The 16,524-nt window shown below is 70.3% G+C and carries 13 protein-coding genes and 3 pseudogenes; 10 read left to right on the plus strand and 6 right to left on the minus strand.

Annotation, left to right across the window (positions count from 1 at the left end; all coding sequences use genetic code 11):
• Positions 1–13 precede the first annotated feature (13 nt).
• Complete coding sequence (locus ACIRP7_RS32080; protein ID WP_352386306.1) at positions 14–562, plus strand: hypothetical protein; 549 nt, start codon at positions 14–16, stop codon at positions 560–562.
• 15 nt (positions 563–577) lie between these two features.
• Here the strand turns inward: ACIRP7_RS32080 and ACIRP7_RS32085 are convergent, their stop codons facing one another.
• The gene (locus ACIRP7_RS32085) at positions 578–1,597 is read right to left on the minus strand and encodes an O-antigen ligase family protein (RefSeq protein WP_403666289.1); all 1,020 of its coding nucleotides are present in this window, start codon (positions 1,595–1,597) and stop codon (positions 578–580) included.
• A 238-nt stretch (positions 1,598–1,835) separates the two neighbouring features.
• Here ACIRP7_RS32085 and lnt point away from each other — a divergent pair, with 238 nt between their 5' ends.
• The 4 genes from lnt to ACIRP7_RS32105 all read left to right on the plus strand — a co-directional run bounded on the left by lnt (position 1,836) and on the right by ACIRP7_RS32105 (position 6,853).
• On the plus strand, positions 1,836–3,449 hold the full coding sequence (gene lnt / locus ACIRP7_RS32090; protein WP_403666292.1) for an apolipoprotein N-acyltransferase: 1,614 nt from the start codon (positions 1,836–1,838) through the stop codon (positions 3,447–3,449).
• Positions 3,450–3,516: 67 nt separating this feature from the next.
• Positions 3,517–3,996 carry an NUDIX hydrolase gene (locus tag ACIRP7_RS32095; RefSeq protein ID WP_403666295.1) on the plus strand — a complete coding sequence of 160 codons (480 nt, stop codon included), beginning with the start codon at positions 3,517–3,519 and terminating at the stop codon, positions 3,994–3,996.
• A gap of 54 nt (positions 3,997–4,050) precedes the next feature.
• Positions 4,051–4,851 carry a 3-hydroxybutyrate dehydrogenase gene (locus ACIRP7_RS32100; protein ID WP_403666297.1) on the plus strand — a complete coding sequence of 267 codons (801 nt, stop codon included), beginning with the start codon at positions 4,051–4,053 and terminating at the stop codon, positions 4,849–4,851.
• An 82-nt stretch (positions 4,852–4,933) separates the two neighbouring features.
• Positions 4,934–6,853 (plus strand): helix-turn-helix domain-containing protein, encoded by a 1,920-nt coding sequence (locus ACIRP7_RS32105; protein WP_403666300.1) that lies wholly within the window; start codon positions 4,934–4,936, stop codon positions 6,851–6,853.
• A 48-nt stretch (positions 6,854–6,901) separates the two neighbouring features.
• On the opposite strand, the gene ACIRP7_RS32110 is transcribed toward ACIRP7_RS32105, so the two are convergent.
• Positions 6,902–8,290: an MFS transporter gene (locus ACIRP7_RS32110; protein WP_403666303.1), complete on the minus strand. Its 1,389-nt coding sequence runs from the start codon at positions 8,288–8,290 to the stop codon at positions 6,902–6,904.
• 265 nt (positions 8,291–8,555) lie between these two features.
• On the opposite strand from ACIRP7_RS32110, the pseudogene ACIRP7_RS32115 reads away from it, so the two are divergent.
• Positions 8,556–8,783: pseudogene (locus ACIRP7_RS32115) on the plus strand (MerR family transcriptional regulator); the annotation flags it as partial.
• 245 nt (positions 8,784–9,028) lie between these two features.
• Complete coding sequence (locus ACIRP7_RS32120; RefSeq protein ID WP_055603386.1) at positions 9,029–9,232, plus strand: cold-shock protein; 204 nt, start codon at positions 9,029–9,031, stop codon at positions 9,230–9,232.
• 249 nt (positions 9,233–9,481) lie between these two features.
• On the opposite strand, the gene ACIRP7_RS32125 is transcribed toward ACIRP7_RS32120, so the two are convergent.
• Complete coding sequence (locus ACIRP7_RS32125; RefSeq protein ID WP_403666306.1) at positions 9,482–10,042, minus strand: hypothetical protein; 561 nt, start codon at positions 10,040–10,042, stop codon at positions 9,482–9,484.
• A 474-nt stretch (positions 10,043–10,516) separates the two neighbouring features.
• Between ACIRP7_RS32125 and ACIRP7_RS32130 the strand changes: the two are divergent.
• Positions 10,517–10,873: pseudogene (locus ACIRP7_RS32130) on the plus strand (hemolysin III family protein); the annotation flags it as partial.
• Positions 10,874–10,947: 74 nt separating this feature from the next.
• Here the strand turns inward: ACIRP7_RS32130 and ACIRP7_RS32135 are convergent.
• The 3 genes and pseudogenes from ACIRP7_RS32135 to ACIRP7_RS32145 all read right to left on the minus strand — a co-directional run.
• Positions 10,948–11,318, minus strand: a pseudogene (locus tag ACIRP7_RS32135) (serine/threonine-protein phosphatase); the annotation flags it as partial.
• A gap of 248 nt (positions 11,319–11,566) precedes the next feature.
• Positions 11,567–13,252 (minus strand): ribonuclease J, encoded by a 1,686-nt coding sequence (locus ACIRP7_RS32140; protein WP_403666308.1) that lies wholly within the window; start codon positions 13,250–13,252, stop codon positions 11,567–11,569.
• 172 nt (positions 13,253–13,424) lie between these two features.
• A complete protein-coding gene (locus ACIRP7_RS32145) occupies positions 13,425–14,654 on the minus strand; it encodes a flavin-containing monooxygenase (protein ID WP_403666311.1) in 1,230 nt (409 codons plus the stop codon).
• A gap of 302 nt (positions 14,655–14,956) precedes the next feature.
• On the opposite strand from ACIRP7_RS32145, the gene ACIRP7_RS32150 reads away from it, so the two are divergent.
• Both ACIRP7_RS32150 and ACIRP7_RS32155 read left to right on the plus strand, forming a co-directional pair.
• Positions 14,957–15,580, plus strand: a complete 624-nt coding sequence (locus ACIRP7_RS32150; protein WP_403666340.1) for an ABC transporter ATP-binding protein — start codon at positions 14,957–14,959, stop codon at positions 15,578–15,580.
• Positions 15,577–16,368, plus strand: coding sequence for a hypothetical protein (locus ACIRP7_RS32155; RefSeq protein ID WP_403666314.1), 792 nt, complete (start codon positions 15,577–15,579; stop codon positions 16,366–16,368). The genes ACIRP7_RS32150 and ACIRP7_RS32155 overlap by 4 nt, the downstream gene beginning before the upstream one ends.
• Positions 16,369–16,524: the final 156 nt, after the last annotated feature.

The following is a 16,524-nucleotide window of genomic DNA, read 5'->3' on the forward strand; positions in this document are numbered from 1 at the left end:
TAACCTCGTAGGCATGAGGGACCACCCCCACGGCGAGCACACCTCGCACCACACCGAGGTCTGGACCGGCCGCGCCTCCAACCGGATCCAGTGGCTGCTGGCGCTCGGGGGCGCCGCGATCCTGGCGCTCGGCGTCGAGCTCGCCGTCGACTCGACGTGGACCTCAGGGGCCGCTCCGCTCGTCATGTCCGTGGTCGGCTGCATCGCGGCCGGGCTGCTGGTCCTCTTCCTCACGCTCGCCTTCGTCCATGTCGCCCTCAAGGTCGACATGGACTCCCTGGAGGTGCGCTGCGGCCACATCGGGGTGCCGCGCCGACGGATCCCGCTGGACCATGTCGCCGGAGCCGAGTTCATCCCGCACGTCACTCCGCGGCAGTGGGGCGGGTGGGGCTACCGCTGGCGCCCCGAGAAGGGCACCGCCGTCGTCGTACGCCGTGGCGAGGGCGTGGTCCTCCAACTGTGGGACGGGCACACGTTCACCGTGACCGTCGACGACGCCGAGGCCGCCGTACGCATCATCCGCGACCGGCTGCGGCCCCGGGCGACGGGTCCGCGCCGCTGAGACCGGGCCGATCGGTCACTTCCCGGCCGGTTCGTCGATGAGCGGGTGGGCCGTCGTCAGGCCCGCCAGAAATCCGACGCCCACCGACACCATCGTGAAGCTCAGCGCGTTGCCGACCGCGGCGATCGCCGCCAACGCCGTCAGAGCTGCGCCCGCCGTGAGGACGACCGGCGTGGGACGGGGAGAGCGCCACAGCGCGTACAGCAGCCAGCAGAAGGCCGCCACCAGCAGCAGCACACCGGTCACCCCCTGCTCGGCGGCGATCTGAAGCGGAGCCGAGTGCGGTTTCCCGTCGGGCAGCAGGGACTGGGCCGCCGTGGTGCTCAGCTCCCCGAAGCGGCCCGGACCCACCCCGAGGGCAGTGTTCTTCCGGGCCAGGTGGAGGGCGTCGTGCCACAGGCCGATCCGGTGCGGGGTGAGCCGGCCGCGCAGTGCATCGGCGAGCCCGTCCGGTACAGCGTTGCCGGCCACCGCCCAGGTCAGGCCGGTCACCGCGGTCGCGGCCAGGGCGAGGCCGGCGATGCCCGGACCGCGGTGGCGCATCCGGCCGGCGGCGAGCGAGCACAACAGCACCGTGATGCAGGTGGCCAGGCCCGAGGCCGACCCCAGGGCGGCCGAGGCCACCGCGATGCCGACGGCCAGCAGCCGCAGCAGGAGCCGCAGGGCAGGAGAGCCGGTGGTCCAGGCGGCGCAGCACGCGGCACCGGTGGCGAGCGTCAGCAGGGCGGCCGTGGCGCCCGCGTGCCCCAGTGGACCGACGAGGTCCGGTCCGGGCGTGAGACGGGGGAGTCCCACCGTCAGGCCCAGTCCGGTCAGCGCGGCCGCGCACGGGGCAGCGACCGGCAGCAGCGCCCCCGAGATCCGGCCGGCCGCATACCCTGCGGCGACGGCCAGCAGGGCGAGCAGCACGCCCTCCGGACGCCCGTCGTGCGCGGCCGCGGTGATCAGCGACCAAGAGGCACAGGCGCCGAGCACCAGTACGCCCACCACATCGGAAACGTTTCGTCTGTCGCCGTCCTCCTCGGAACCGGCCACAGACGTGATCCCCGTGGAACCCACCCCGCCCCCCGAAACCCCGGTCCCCCGACCTGTGGCCCCTGCCGCCCGGACGCTGTCGGCCCGTACGACAGGGACTCCGGCACACCGTAACGGCTGATGGGTGATTTGTGGACGAGTTGTGCGGGATCTATGCGGCCCAGGTGCGCGGCCGGTGCCACGGCCGGCCGGCGGACCGCGCTGTGGACGCCGTGGTCAACCGCCGTACACTCCCGGAGTGACCGTCACCGCAACTTCCGTGGACGAGTCGGACCGGCTGGAACCGCAGTCAGCGACCGTCTCCCGCTGGGCCCTCTGGCTCCGCCGTCTCGTCCCGGCCGCCGCCGCGGCACTCTCCGGAGTGCTGCTCTACGTCAGTTTCCCGCCACGCCCCCTGTGGTGGCTGGCCCTGCCCGCCTTCGCCGTCTTCGGCTGGGTGCTGCGCGGCCGTGGCTGGAAGGCGGCCTTCGGTCTCGGCTACCTCTTCGGTCTGGGCTTCCTGCTGCCGCTGCTGGTGTGGACCGGCGTCGAAGTGGGTCCCGGGCCCTGGCTCGCGCTGGTGGCGATCGAGGCGATCTTCGTCGCGCTGGTCGGCGTGGGCATCGCCGCCGTCTCGAAGCTGCCCGGCGCGCCCGTGTGGGCGGCCGCCGTGTGGATCGCCGGAGAAGCGGCACGCGCGCGTGCGCCGTTCCACGGCTTCCCCTGGGGAAAGATCGCGTTCGGTCAGGCCGACGGCGTCTTCCTGCCGCTCGCCGCGCTGGGTGGCACGCCCGTGCTGGGCTTCGCCGTCGTCCTGTGCGGCTTCGGCCTCTACGAGATCGTCCGCCTGGTGGTGGAGTGGCGGGGCATCGGCGCCGTACGGCGTCCCGCCGCGGCCGTGGCCCTGCTGAGCGTGGCGGTACCGGTGCTCGGGGCGCTCGCGGCCCGGACGCTGGTGAGTGACAAGGCCGAGGACGGCACCGTGACCGTCGCGGCCATCCAGGGCAACGTGCCGCGCGCCGGGCTGGAGTTCAACGCCCAGCGGCGGGCCGTGCTCGAGTACCACGCGCGCGAGACCGAGCGGCTGGCCGCCGAGGTGAAGGCCGGCAAGATCGCGAAGCCCGACATCGTGCTGTGGCCGGAGAACTCCTCCGACGTCGACCCCTTCACCGACGCGGAGGCGGCCGTGGTCATCGCGCAGGCGGCCAAGGCCATCGACGCCCCGATCTCCGTCGGCGGCGTCGTCGAGCGGGACGGCAAGCTCTACAACGAGCAGATCCTGTGGGATCCGGTCAAGGGCCCCACCGACACCTACGACAAGCGGCAGATCCAGCCGTTCGGTGAGTACCTCCCGCTGCGCTCCCTCGTCGGCGCGATCAACAAGAACTGGACCTCGATGGTCCGCCAGGACTTCAGCCGGGGCACCGAGCCGGGCGTCTTCCGGATGGCCAACGCCAAGGTCGGCCTGGTCACCTGTTACGAGGCCGCGTTCGACTGGGCCGTGCGCTCCGAGGTGACCGACGGCGCGCAACTGATCTCGGTGCCGAGCAACAACGCGACCTTCGACCGCAGCGAGATGACCTACCAGCAGCTCGCCATGTCCCGGGTGCGCGCCGTGGAGCACAGCCGGACCGTGACCGTGCCGGTGACCAGCGGCGTCAGCGCGATCATCATGCCGGACGGCCGGATCACCCAGAAGACCGGCATGTTCGTGGCCGCCTCCCTGGTGCAGAAGGTGCCGCTGAGGTCCACGCAGACCCCGGCGACCCGGCTCGGCATCCTGCCCGAGATGGCCCTGGTCCTGGTCGCCGCGGGCGGGCTCGGCTGGGCGATCGGCTCGGGGCTGCGCGGGCGTCGCGCCGAGAGCGTGTGACCGTACGCCGGTCCTGCGCCGTCCGGAAGATCACCGAGGTGTCGTCGAGCGCGGTTAGGGTCGGCGCATGGCTACCCCTGATTTCATCCGCGCCCTTCGCACGTCGATCGGTCACGACCTCCTCTGGCTCCCCGGCGTCAGCGCCGTCGTCCTCGACGACGAGGGCAGAGTGCTGCTCAACCGCCGCTCGGACACCCGCAAGTGGTCGTTGATCGGCGGCATCCCGGAGCCGGGGGAGCAGCCCGCGGCCTGTGCCGTGCGGGAAGTCGAGGAGGAGACGGGCGTGCACTGCGTCGTCGAGCGGGTGATCGTGGTCCAGGCGCTCAAGCCGGTGACCTACGACAACGGCGACACCTGCCAGTACATGGACATCTCGTTCCGTTGCCGGGCCGTGGGCGGCGAGGCGCGGGTCAACGACGACGAATCGCTGGAGGTGAGGTGGTTCGCGGTGGACGCCCTGCCGGAACTGAACGAGTTCGGGCTGCAGCGGATCAAGCAGGCACTGACCGACGCACCCACATGGTTCGACTCTACGAGTTCCGAGTGAAGTATGGGGTGTGACCACATGTGGTGCGCAGCGGGTGCTGCCTAGAGTCGGAGCATGACCGCCACCAGCGCCCTCCCGGGCCCCCACGCCTCCACGCTCGACCTCGGCGGCCGCACCGCCCTCGTCACCGGCGCCGCCGGCGGCATCGGCCGCGCCTGTGCGCTGCGGCTCGCGGCGGCCGGGGCCAAGGTGAGAGCGGTCGACCGGGACACCGCCGGTCTGGACGCGCTCGCCGAGCAGTCCGCGGGGCTGGCGGGCACCGTCGAAGCACAGGTCCTCGACCTCACCGACCTGGACGCCGCCGAGCACGCCGCCGCGGGCACCGACGTCCTAGTCAACAACGCCGGCCTCCAACTGGTGCGGCCCATCGAGGAGTTCCCGCCCGAGGTGTTCCACACGGTGCTCACCGTGATGCTGGAGGCACCGTTCCGCCTGATCCGCGGCGCCCTGCCGCACATGTACGGGCAGGGCTGGGGGCGGATCGTCAACGTGTCCTCCGTGCACGGTCTGCGCGCCTCGCCGTACAAGGCGGCCTATGTGGCCGCCAAACACGGTCTGGAGGGCCTGTCCAAGACGGCCGCCCTCGAAGGCGCCTCCCACGGAGTGACCTCTAACTGTGTGAACCCCGCCTATGTGCGCACCCCACTGGTCGAGCGGCAGATCACCGACCAGGCCCGGGCGCACGGCATCCCCGAGGAGCGGGTGGTGTCCGAGGTGCTGCTCCAGGACAGCGCGCTCAAGCGGCTCATCGAGCCGGAGGAGGTCGCCGAGGCCGTGGCCTACCTGTGCGGTCCGCAGGCGTCCTTCGTCACCGGTACGTCGCTCGTCCTCGACGGCGGCTGGACCGCGCACTGACCGGCATCCGGCCGCACGCCGCCCCGCCCGGGGTTTTCCACAGGCCTGACGGGGTGAGCGTGCGATGAGCAATCCTGTGGGCATGTCCAGCGATCACGCGCAGTCCGTCGAGCGCCCCGCAGGCAGTGCCGAGGCACCCTTCCTCGAACTGCTGGCCAGGGGCGCGTCCGCCGACGCCTACGAGCAGCCGGTGCTGATCGCCCGCGCCGAGGGAAGGCCGGCCGAGCGGATCGCCGCGCTCGAAGCGACCAAGGCGGTCGCGTTGCGCGTGCGCTCCGAGCTGGAGGGCCGGCGGCGGCGGGAGGCCGAGCTGTCCGCCCTGTTCGAGACCGCCCACGACCTGGCCGGGCTCCGGGACCTGGACGCGGTGCTGCGGGCCATCGTGCAGCGCGCCCGATCCCTGCTCGGCACGGACGTGGCCTACCTCAGCCTGAACGACCCGGTGCGGGGCGACACCTACATGCGGGTCACCGAGGGCTCGGTCGCCGCCCGCTTCCAGCAACTGCGGCTCGGGATGGGCGAGGGGCTCGGCGGACTGGTCGCCCAGACCGCCCGGCCCTACGTCACCGACGACTACTTCAAGGACGACCGCTTCCAGCACACCCTCACCATCGATGCGGGCGTACGGGACGAGGGCCTGGTCGCCATCCTCGGCGTGCCGCTGACCCTGGGGCACCACGTCATCGGCGTGCTGTTCGCGGCGGACCGGCGCGCCCGCGTCTTCGAGCGGGAGCAGATCGCGCTCCTCGGCTCCTTCGCCGCGCTGGCCGCGGCCGCCATCGACACCGCGAACCTGCTCACCGAGACCCGCTCGGCCCTGACCGAACTGGAGCGGGCCAACGAGATCATCCGGGATCACAGCGGTGTCATCGAGCGCGCCTCCGACGTCCACGACCGGCTCGCCGAACTGGTGCTGCGCGGTGGCGGGGTGCACGACGTGGCGGCGGCCGTGTCCGAAATCCTCGGCGGCACGGTCGAGTTCGCCGAGATCGCACCCGCCCAGGCACTGGAGGCGTCCCGGGCCGAAGGCCACGCCGTACAGCAGGGCGACGACTGGATCGCCGCCGTCGCCGCCGGCGGGGAACTCCTCGGCGCGCTGGTGCTGCGCGGCCACCCTGGGCTCGACCCCGTGGACCAGCGCACCCTGGAGCGCGCCGCGATGGTCACCTCGCTGCTGCTGCTGGCCAGGCGTTCCGCCGCCGAGGCCGAACAGCGGGTGCGTGGCGAGCTCCTCGACGACCTGCTCGACGCCCGCGACCGCGACCCCCGTCTGCTGCGCGAACGGGCCGCCCGGCTGGACGCCGACCTCGACGCCACCCACGTCGTGCTGGCCGCCCGTCTCGACGGCCCCGCGGCCGACGCCGACGAAGAGGCGGCCGCCCGCAGGCGCCTGTGGTCCGCGGCCTCCCACCTCGCCGCCACCCGGCACGGCCTGGCCGCCGCCCGCGACGGCGGCACCGTCCTGCTACTGCCCCTCGCCGCCGGGGACAGTGCCACCGAACTGGCCCGCCGCACCGCCGGGCACCTCGGAACAGCCGTCCACGAGGCGGTGACCGTCGGTGCCTCGGCCCCGGTCCGCGACCTCGCCGTCCACCTGGACGCCGTGGCCGCCGCCTACGAGGAGGGCCGACGCTGCCTCGACGCGCTGCGGCTCCTGGGTCGCTCGGGAGACGGGGCCGCCGCCGAGGACTTCGGGTTCCTCGGTCTGCTCCTGGCCGGTGACCGGGACATCGCCGGCTTCGTGGACCGCGCCATCGGCCAGGTGGTCGCCTACGACGACCGGCGGGGCACCGATCTGCTGCGCACCCTGGATGCCTACTTCGCGTGCGGGATGAGCCCGGCCCGCACCAAGGACGAGCTGCACGTCCATGTGAACACCGTCGCCCAGCGCCTGGAGCGCGTGGGCCGTCTGCTCGGCCAGGACTGGCAGAGCCCCGCGCGCGCGTTGGAGATCCAACTCGCGCTGCGGCTGCACCGGTTGTCGGCGCCGACACGCCCCTGACCCCCGCACGCCCGGGCGTACGGGGGCCGGCCCCGTCCGGGGCGGGGTTCAGACGGTCCGGGCGTCCGCCGCGTGGGAGGTGGCCGCCGCCTCCGGTTCGGCGTCCGGCTCGACGTCGGCCAGGTCCCGGTGGCGGGTCTCCTTGGCGACACCCACCGCTATGACCGTCAAAACGGCCGCGGCGATGACGTACAGGGCGATCGGGGTGGAGCTGCCGTAGTCGGACAGCAGCGCGGTGGCGATGAGCGGGGCCGGGGCGCCTGCCGCTACGGAGGCGAACTGGGCGCCGATGGAGGCACCGGAGTACCGCATCCGGGTCGCGAACATCTCGGAGAAGAAGGCCGCCTGGGGCGCGTACATGGCGCCGTGCAGGACGAGTCCGACGGTCACCGCGAGGATCAGGTTGCCGAAGCCGCCGGTGTCGACGAGCCGGAAGAACGGGAACATCCACAGCCCGACGCCGACGGCGCCGAACAGGTACACCGGGCGCCGGCCGACGCGGTCCGAGAGGGCACCCCAGGCGGGGATCACCGCGAAGTGCACGGCTGAGGCGATGAGCACCGAGTTGAGGGCGGTCTGCTTGGAGACACCGGCCGACGTGGTGGCGTAGACGAGGATGAACGCGGTGATGACGTAGTAGCTGATGTTCTCCGCCATGCGCGCGCCCATCGCGACCAGCACATCGCGCCAGTGGTGGCGCAGCACGGAGACGACCGGCAGCTTCTCGACCGCGCCGTCCCGCGCCGCCTTGCGGGCCTCCGCCTGTGCCAACGCCCGCTTGAACACAGGGGATTCATCGACGGACAGCCGGATCCACAGACCGACGACCACCAGGGCCCCGGAGAGCAGGAAGGGAATCCGCCAGCCCCAGCTGCCGAACGCGGCGTCCGACAGAACGGCGGTCAGCAGGGACAGCACTCCCGTGGCTAGGAGTTGCCCGGCCGGTGCGCCGGTCTGCGGCCATGAGGCCCAGAAGCCGCGCCGCCGGGCGTCCCCGTGCTCGGACACGAGCAGTACGGCGCCGCCCCACTCTCCGCCGAGCGCGAAGCCCTGGACCAGGCGCAGCACGGTCAGCAGCACGGGAGCGGCCGCGCCGACGGTCGCGTGGGTCGGCAGCAGTCCGATCGCGAAGGTCGCCCCGCCCATCAGCAGCAGACTCAGGACCAGCAGCTTCTTGCGTCCGAGCCGGTCACCGTAGTGCCCGAACACCAGGGCGCCGAGCGGCCGGGCGGCGAATCCGACGGCGTAGGTCAGGAAGGAGAGCAGCGTGCCGACGAGCGGGTCGGAGTCGGGAAAGAACAGCTTGTTGAAGACGAGGGCGGCCGCGGAGCCGTAGAGGAAGAAGTCGTACCACTCGATGGTGGTGCCGATGAGGCTGGCGGCGACGATGCGCTTCAAGTTGTTCGGCGTCGGGGGAGCGGATGCTGCGGAGGCCATGTGCGCCACTTCCTCGTGTGCGGTGGGGACGGGTACGTGTTCGCACACCGTAGGAACGCGCACGTCAAGGGCACATGTGGCGGCACAACACAGTTCTGGGGATGGCTATGCGTGTGGCCACCATGCCGACTCGTGGAAAGGCAGGTCAGGGGATCGGTGGTCGAAACGAGTGCCGTCCGGGACGCGTAGTTCAGGCTGATTTGGCGGTGCGGTGCTGGCTCCCGTGCTGGTTTGGTGCTGACTACGCTCCGTTGAACTCGGACACGGCGAAGCCCGCCTCGTCACCCCGCTGCGCTCCGCGGGCGGACACCGCCGCTACTCCCGCAACCAGCTGCGCATCGCCGCCCGCGCCGTGGAACTCGTCGACCACGGCACCCCCATCGAGGCCGCCTGCCGGATCGTCATCCTCGAGGACCAGCTCGAGGAAGCCCGGCGCATCAACGCCGAATACGGCCGCGCCAACGAATCAGCGAACCCGACCGCAGCAGCGTGAGATGAGCGTGCCCGTCCGCGTCGGCGGGCCCCGCACGCATGGTCTGCCGTGAGGTGTGATCGTTTCCTGTGGTGACGCGGGGTGTGGGCGTGTAGCGTCCGTGTCAGCTGTCGTGGTTCGGAATTCCCTCTTGCCCACGCCTCTGGTGTGGGCGTTTTGCTGTGCTGTGCCGCAGGAACCAGGGCGATCACCTCTGCCTCCCACATGGAGTGGGGGGCGCGTTCATCGACTGGAAGGCATCAGACATGGCAACGGGAACTGTGAAGTGGTTCAACGCGGAGAAGGGCTTCGGTTTCATCGCCCAGGATGGCGGCGGCCCGGATGTCTTCGCGCACTACTCCGCGATCAACTCCACGGGCTTTCGCGAGCTCCAGGAGGGCCAGACCGTGACGTTCGACGTCACCCAGGGCCAGAAGGGTCCGCAGGCCGAGAACATCAACCTGGCCTGACCTTGCAGACCTGCCCGGCGGATCGCACACGCCGCGTCTGTCGCCGTTCCGGTGAGAGCCGCCCGTGCGGGCTTTGCTGCCTGCCGGGCGAAACGCCTGCTCTCATGCCGGGCGGGCACAGGATCGGGGGCCGCGCAGCCATCGCTGCGCGGCCCCCGATCTGTTGAGGCGGGTGCGATCTCGGCCGAACTTCCTGACCTCGGTTGCTCGCCCTGCGCCTCTGTCCGAGCAGTTTGGAGCAGCAGACGGTCAGGTGCCCGTCCAGGCGTCGAGGAAGGCTTGTCGTCCAACCGGATCGTCCCATCTGCGGTCCGCATGCAGAACGCGCCAGGCGGTGAGCTCGAGATCTCGGAGCCACAACTCGCCTATGACCTGTGTCTTGAGGTCAGGCAAATGGTCGGACTCGGCGAGGGCTTGACCGATCACCTCCCCGGCCGCTACGCGCTGGGGCGGAGTCATCTCATCGACGGCCGAGAGGATCTGCCTGGCCAGGGCGGTTCCCTCTCCTTCCACAGAACGCAGCACCTTGGCCTTCATGTTGACGGGTAGCAGGTACGCGGTGCCCGACGACCTCCACAGGTCCGACCAAAAGCGTTCTCCTGCCTTGGTGGGGGCAGGCAGCGCGGCCAGCAGTCCGAGGAGATGGCCGGTGGCCGCGTAGGCATCGGAGTGGGCGGCTGCGACGACTGCGATACCTGCTACGCGCTGCACATCGAGTTGGTCGGCTTCGAGATGCGGAGCCAGACCCAATTGCTGTTGCAACTGGTGTGCCAGGGCGGTGGATACATGGGGGCGGAGCTCAGGAAGCATCGGCAATCCTTGCGCGTAGGCGAGCGGAGATGCCCGTTCGGAAGCCCTGATCTTTCCCATGGCCGGCCGATCTACTCGGCCTGGGCAGGCCCAATCGTCGGCAGGGTCAACGGGGCTGTAGTTCACGCGGTGGCGAGCCGGCCCGGGCCCGGCGACGTGGCTCCGGGGTCCTGGACCGACCTTCCATGAATGCTGCCGGAGTGAGGTCTTTTAGCATTACCGCATTACCGCATTGCTGCCAGTGACGCCCAGTCGCCCGAGGGAGAACGAGAAGCTGTGTCCCGTGATGCCGCTGAAGTCGAATACGGTCACGTCGCCTCAGCCCATGGAGAGCGCCGTGAAGACGGGTTACGCGACGGATCGCTAGGCGGACATGCAGGGGAGAAGGCTCACTCGGTTTCCGCCCTGGCTGAGCGGGCGGCCGACCTGGCCGCACCGATCAAGCCGAAATTGCGTGGCTGACTCCATGCCGGAATGGTCCCCGCCGCACTGATTGCGGGCGTCGTACTCATCTGCCTGGCCCGTACTCCGCAAGCAGTCCTGGCCTGCGCCGTGTACTCGGTCACCGCCTGGCTGCTGTTCGCAACGAGCGCCGTCTACCACCGCGGCACCTGGGGACCACTGGGCGAGGCTCTTCTACGACGACTCGACCACGCCGACATCTTCCTGATCATCGCCGGCACCTGCACCACCCTGGCCGTGCTCCTCCTCCGGCCGGAACAGCGGTCCATGCTGCTGTGGATCGTATGGACCGGAGCACTGGCCGGCATCGTGTTCCGGGTCCTGTGGGTCGCAGCTCCGCGCTGGCTGTACACCCCGTGTTATCTGGCTCTGGGGTGGGCGCCGGTGAGCTACCTGCCCGACTTCCTGCACACCGGCGGAGCGGCCGTAGTCGTCCTGATCTCGATCTCCCGCATCGCCTCCGCGTCCGGTGCCGCGGGCAGGAACAGTTCGAGGAGCCCGATGGCGTCCCCGCGGTTGGTCACCGGGGCGACGATCCGCACCAGCGCGCCCTCGCCCCGCTCCTCCACGCTCGGCTGCTGAGTGCGGATCACGTCGTCGTACACGGTGCCCCGCAGCATGATCCGCCGGGCCGGTTCATCGGTCTCGATGCTGCCCGCCGCCCCAGCCGTACGACCGAGCCGCCGGTGAAGTCGGTGATCATGAACGACACCGACACCGCCCCGAGGTGCTCCTTGAGCATGCGCGCGATCACGTCGAGCGACTCCACGGGCGCCGCAGCCTCCGCCGCCGCCAACGTCCCCGCCAAGGTCATCGCCCTGCCCCGGCCACCGTTCTCCAAAGTACGACTGGTCGGCCCACCGTCTCCGTCAGGCTCGCATACGGTCACCGTGACTCTTTGCCCTCGCCGGCGCTCAGGGATTCGGTCCCGGCGGCGCGAGGGGGCGGCGCCAAAAGCTCGGTGCCGCCCCGGCTTCCTAGGGTTGCTGCCGACTCCTGTGCTCGGCCGCGATGCCGGCGAGACCGCGAGCGGAACCGGGGACCGTGCTGCCCGGCCGTGGCTCAGGCGTCGATGATGACGGGGATGATGAGGGGCTTGCGGCGGTGGGTGCGAAAGGCCCAGTTGCCCACGGCGCGGGCAACGAGCTGTTCGAGTTGACGGGCGTCCCCGACGCCTTCCTCGGCAGCGGTGGCCAGCGTCTTCTCGATGACGGGGATCACCGGCTCGAAGGTGGTCTCGTCGTGGACGAAGCCGCGGGCCAGGAAGTCGGGAGCCTCGGCCAGGGCGCCGGTGTCCGCGTCGACGATCGCCACCACCGTGACCACGCCTTCCTCGGCGAGGGTGAGGCGGTCCTTGAGGGACGCTTCGGTGGCGCCGCCGACTTCCATGCCGTCCACGTAGACGTTGCCGGCGGGGACCTTGCCGGTGATGGAGGCGTGGCCGTCGACGAGATCGACGACGACACCGTCCTCGGCGATGACGACCCGGTCGGGGTCGACGCCGGTACGGATGGCGAGGTCGCCGTTGGCCCGCAGGTGGCGCCATTCGCCGTGCACGGGCATGACGTTGCGGGGTTTGACGATGTTGTAGCAGTAGACGAGTTCGCCGGCGCTGGCGTGCCCGGAGACGTGCACCTTGGCGTTGCCCTTGTGGACCACGTGGGCGCCCCACCGGGTGAGCCCGTTGATCACCCGGTAGATGGCGTTCTCGTTGCCGGGGATGAGGGAGCTGGCGAGCAGGACGGTGTCGCCCTTGCCGATGCGGATCTGGTGGTCGCGGGTGGCCATCCGCGACAGCGCGGCCATCGGTTCGCCCTGGGAGCCGGTGCAGATCAGAGTGATCTTGTGGTCCGGGAGCTTCTCCAGCTCCTTCGTGCTCACGACCAGACCGGAGGGGACCTTCAAATAGCCCAGGTCTCGGGCGATGCCCATGTTGCGGACCATCGAGCGGCCGACGAAGGCGACCTTGCGGCCGTGCTGGTGGGCGGCGTCGAGGACCTGCTGGATGCGGTGCACATGGCTGGCGAAGCTGGAGACGATGACCCGGCGCGGCGCGGTGCGCATCACCTGCTCGATGGCCGGGTTCAGCTCACGCTCGGAGGTGGTGAAGCCGGGTACCTCGGCGTTGGTGGAGTCGGTGAGGAAGAGGTCCACGCCCTCCTCGCCCAGCCGGGCGAAGGCACGCAGATCGGTGATGCGGTCGTCGAGGGGGAACTGGTCCATCTTGAAGTCGCCGGTGTGCAGCACCATCCCGGCGCGGGTGCGGATCGCGACCGCGAGGCTGTCCGGGATGGAGTGGTTGACCGCGACGAACTCGCAGTCGAAGGGCCCGAAGGTACGCCGGTCGCCCTCTCGTACTCGCGCCGTGCGGGGCCGGATGCCGTGTTCCTTGAGCTTGGCCTCCAGGAACGCCAGCGTCAGCTTGGAGCCGACGACGGGAATGTCGGAGCGCTCGCGCAGCAGGTACGGCACGCCGCCGATGTGGTCCTCGTGGCCGTGGGTGAGTACTACGGCGACGATGTCGTCCAGCCGGTCCCGGATCGAGGTGAAGTCCGGCAGGATGACGTCCACGCCGGGCTGGGTCTCCTCCGGGAACAGCACGCCGCAGTCGACGATGAGCAGCTTGCCCGCGTGCTCGAAGACGGTCATGTTCCGGCCGATCTCACCCAGGCCGCCCAGGGCGATGACCCGCAGCCCTCCTTCGGGAAGAGGCGGGGCGGCTTTCAGCTCGGGGTGTGGATGACTCATACCTTGAACGTTACCCGGAGAGCGGGAGGGGGTGATCCATTGCCTGTGTGATCTCTTCTTCCATACGGACCGGGGCGCCCGCAGTGGTCGCCCCGGGAAGATCGGATCACGCCGGCGGACGGCCCGGGCGTGCCCTCATGGCCGCTGAAGCATCGAGGTCGAACGCGCTCCGTCAGCTCGGAGCGTGCCCTTGTCGGGGTGTGTCGGCTGTACGGTCACCGGCCTGGGCGGTGAGAGCGGGTGCCCGCGCCGTCTCACGTCGAAGTGCGCGGGTGATGGCGCGCGCCTCGATGCCCGCCTGGCGAAGGACACCCGTGAGGGGATTGGTGTATCCGGCGAAGTACAAGTGCGGGGCTTCGGGATGGGTCTGTGCCCCTACGACGAGGGGTTGCCCGGCTTCGTCGAGTACGCCCAGGGACCCGACCAGGTCGTGGAGGTCGGGCCGGTAGCCGGTGGCTGCGATGACCGTGTCGGGTCGCAGTCGGGTGCCGTCGGCCAGTAACACGTCGGGGCCGTCGAACGCCTGGACGGCCGCGACCGGCTCGACCCGCCCGGACCGGACGGCGTCCACGAAGCCGTGGTCGAGCACCGGGTTGACGCCTTCGCGGGCATGGCGGGTGTACAGGCCTGTGCGGGGCCGTGGCAGTCCCCGCGAGGTCAGGTCGGGCACCGCGAGACGTTGCGTGAGCAGGGAGGTGCGGTCGCGCCACGCGAGCGGGAGGACCTCCGTCAGCCGGCCGACCGCATGCCATCGGGCGCTGGAGCGGGGCAGGATGTTGGGTGGGGTACGGACCGCGATCCGTACCCGATCGGTTCCGGCCCCGGCCAGGACGCTCGCGATCTCGGTACCGCTGTTGCCGGCGCCGACCACCAGGACGTGTTGCCCGCGGTAGGGGACCGGAGAGCGGTAGTGCGCCGAGTGCAGCAGCGTGCCGGTGAAGGTCGAACGCCCGGGCCAATGGGGGAGGTTCGGGGTATGACAGCGGCCGGTGGCCACCACGACCGCGCCAGTGGGCACGGGACCGTCCGGGGTGTGGACCAGCCACTGTGCTCCCGAACCGGGCTCGGTCCGTTCGATGCGTTGCACCGGGGTGCTCACCCGGACGTCGAGTCGGTGATGGGCGACGTAGTCCTTCAGGTATCGCACATAGTCGTCCCGCCTCACCCATGGGCCCGCCTGGCGGGGCACCGGCAGCCCGGGGAGTTTCGAGGCGCCGGGGGTGGTGTGCAGACTTAGATGGTCATACCGCTGCGTCCAGTTCGCTCCCACCAGGTCCGCCCGTTCCAGGATCACGGTCGCCACGCCGGCGCGGCGCAGTAGCGCGGCAGCCGCGAGGCCGTGGGGACCGGCTCCGATCACGATCGTGGACGCGTGGAAGTCTGGCTGTGGTGTCGGGGGCATCGCCTTCTACAACGGCAGATGGCGCCGCACGTCACGCCCCACTGGGAGGCATAAAGCCTGCTGAGTGGCGATGCTGATGCGGTGGCTGCCGTTACACCACCGGTAAGGACTCGTTGAACCGCGCAGCAGCGCGCACCGCGCGCAGGCGATCGGTCCGCCGGGGCCGGACCGTCCGAGCCGAGCGCAGCTGACCGGCCAGGATCCGGAGCAGGCAGGTAGGTGGTGGTCTGCCGGTGGCGGCCCTCTGCGGGCCGATGCGTTACGCCTATCCGATCCTACGAGGGGCTTATGTGCAGATGGTAATGACGCGCCACCGGCCACGGCTGCGGATCAGCCGAGTCTGCAAGACGTACGGCGGCAGGCAGGTCCTGCGCGACGTCGACCTCGATGTGCCCGCCGGGACGCTGGTAGGAGTCGTCGGTGAGAACGGGGCGGGCAAGAGCACTTTGCTGCAGATCGCCGTAGGACACCTCGCACCCGACCGAGGAACGGTGACACGGGCCGGGTCAGTGGGGTACTGCCCGCAACGAGCGGTGCTGAACGATGCGTTCACCGTCGGTCAGCATCTGCGGTTGTTCCAGATGGCCTACCGGCTGCCGACGCTGGAGCGCGTCGACGAGCTGATGGAACTACTGGCACTGACCGGCTGCCGACGACAGCAGGTCGGCGAGCTCAGTGGCGGAACGCGACAGAAGCTGAACCTGCTGATCGCTCTCATACACGATCCGCAGTTGCTGGTCCTGGACGAGCCCTACCAGGGCTTTGACTGGGACACCCATCAGCGGTTCTGGACCCTGGCCGCCCATCTGCGTGATCAGGGTCGTTCGATCATCGTGGTGTCGCACCTGCTGCACGAACTGCACCACTTCGACGCGATCGCTCATCTGCGCCAAGGGCGTCTGCACTTCGAGGAGATCGACCGTTGAGGCTCTCCTGGACGGCATTCACCGAACTGCTGCGCTGCACTCTGCTGGGCCACCTGCGCAACCGGCTGGCCTTGGCACTGGCGGTGGCCTTCATCCCGCTCTGGATCGCCGTGGCACGCCTGTGCACCTCCGACGCACTGGTGCGCATCTGGCTGGCCGCCATCAGCGCCTCCGCCTCCGCCCCGGCCAGCCAGGTGGGTCAGGTGGCCAGCGCGCTGGGCGCCGTCACCATGGTCGCCGGCTTCATCACCTTCACGGAGACCTTTCAGTCCCGGCAGATGGACCGCCGTCTGCTGCTGGCCGGTTACCCTCGGCTTCCGATGCTGCTGGCCAAACTTGCTGCCGTCGCCCTCACCGCCGCCCTGCTGGCCTTCTACACCACGATCCTGCTGTGGATCTCCCTGCCCGTGCGCCACGCAGGCGCCCTGGGACTGGCCCTTGCAGGCGCGGGCCTCGCCTACGGCGGGATCGGTCTTCTGCTCGGCTCTCTGGTCCGCGGCGAGCTGGAGGGCTTCTTCCTCATCATCATGCTCAGCCTGGTCGACACCGGACTGCAGAACCCCGTCTTCAACACACTCATGAATGTGGCAGGCGTGTCCGCGCTTCCTCTGTACGGCGTGAACCAGCTGGCGCTGAGCTCCGCCCTCACCCCGCACATTCCCTGGTCCCACGGCCTGCTCTCCCTCACCTGGTCCGCAGCGACAGGCGCCCTGGCGCTGCTCGTCCTCCACACCCATCACCCTTCCCGCTCCCCGTGGTCTCACAGGACGCGAGTCCAGGCAGGGTGATCACGGTGAGGACGGTCTTCCTCCCGGACCTTGGCTGTTGGTCCACGGACTGCGGGCTAGTTGTTCTGTCCTGGGAGGTTGTGGACAGGTGAGCCAGGTCTCGACTGAGGGATCTTGAACGGATGAGGGCCTTCCGGTTCGGTGTGGATTGCGACG

The organism is Streptomyces sp. NPDC102270, from assembly GCF_044766405.1.
GTDB lineage: Bacteria > Actinomycetota > Actinomycetes > Streptomycetales > Streptomycetaceae > Streptomyces.

What these genes read in the sequence shown, in the direction of transcription:
- ACIRP7_RS32145 (WP_403666311.1), bottom strand. Translation starts at nt 14,654, where the DNA reads ATGCCCCCGACACCACAGCCAGACTTCCACGCGTCCACGATCGTGATC.
- ACIRP7_RS32150 (WP_403666340.1), top strand. Translation starts at nt 14,957, where the DNA reads ATGACGCGCCACCGGCCACGGCTGCGGATCAGCCGAGTCTGCAAGACG.
- ACIRP7_RS32080 (WP_352386306.1), top strand. Translation starts at nt 14, where the DNA reads ATGAGGGACCACCCCCACGGCGAGCACACCTCGCACCACACCGAGGTC.
- ACIRP7_RS32120 (WP_055603386.1), top strand. Translation starts at nt 9,029, where the DNA reads ATGGCAACGGGAACTGTGAAGTGGTTCAACGCGGAGAAGGGCTTCGGT.
- ACIRP7_RS32095 (WP_403666295.1), top strand. Translation starts at nt 3,517, where the DNA reads ATGGCTACCCCTGATTTCATCCGCGCCCTTCGCACGTCGATCGGTCAC.
- ACIRP7_RS32125 (WP_403666306.1), bottom strand. Translation starts at nt 10,042, where the DNA reads ATGCTTCCTGAGCTCCGCCCCCATGTATCCACCGCCCTGGCACACCAG.
- ACIRP7_RS32100 (WP_403666297.1), top strand. Translation starts at nt 4,051, where the DNA reads ATGACCGCCACCAGCGCCCTCCCGGGCCCCCACGCCTCCACGCTCGAC.
- ACIRP7_RS32105 (WP_403666300.1), top strand. Translation starts at nt 4,934, where the DNA reads ATGTCCAGCGATCACGCGCAGTCCGTCGAGCGCCCCGCAGGCAGTGCC.
- ACIRP7_RS32110 (WP_403666303.1), bottom strand. Translation starts at nt 8,290, where the DNA reads ATGGCCTCCGCAGCATCCGCTCCCCCGACGCCGAACAACTTGAAGCGC.
- ACIRP7_RS32140 (WP_403666308.1), bottom strand. Translation starts at nt 13,252, where the DNA reads ATGAGTCATCCACACCCCGAGCTGAAAGCCGCCCCGCCTCTTCCCGAA.